The sequence below is a fragment of the Desulfopila inferna genome, from assembly GCF_016919005.1.
Taxonomy (GTDB): domain Bacteria; phylum Desulfobacterota; class Desulfobulbia; order Desulfobulbales; family Desulfocapsaceae; genus Desulfopila_A; species Desulfopila_A inferna.
Genome location: NZ_JAFFQE010000029.1, coordinates 1 through 473 on the forward strand (window position 1 = coordinate 1; position 473 = coordinate 473).

Annotated in this window: 1 protein-coding gene; it reads right to left on the reverse strand. The window is 71.5% G+C overall.

Annotation, left to right across the window (positions count from 1 at the left end):
- On the reverse strand, positions 1–473 hold a 473-nt coding region (locus JWG88_RS21285), incomplete at both ends, for an LLM class flavin-dependent oxidoreductase (RefSeq protein ID WP_205235832.1).

Consider the following 473-nt stretch of genomic DNA (forward strand, 5'->3'; position numbering starts at 1 on the left):
GTATTCGCCACCCATTCGCGCAAGGCCTCCGGCTCCAGCCGGGCGAGCCGGTCGCGCTCGCCGTCGCGGGCGACCTGCGGCGATGCCGCCAGTTCGTCGAGGGGCCGTGCCAGAAGCAGTTCGAAAGCGGCCTGGCGGTAGTGCTCGGCGATGTCCAGGGCCGCCGCCGGACTGTCGCCGAGGATCACCTGGAAGTGCTTCCAGAACTTCAGCCGCCGGCCCTGCTCCGCCGCCTCCTCGTTCAGCCTGCGCTTGAGCTCCGCGGTCTGCGTGGGGCTGGCGAAGTGGCCGGCGTAGACGTCAGCGAAGCGCACCGCCAGGCGTTGTGCCTGCGCCGAGGAGCCGCCAACGGATAGCGGCGGGCGCGGCCGCTGGATCGGCAGGAAGCCGCTGCCGGCGTCCTCCAGCCGGTAGAACTCGCCGTGGTAGTCGAAGGGGTCGCGGCTTTCCAGGGCGCGGGTGAAGACCTCCAG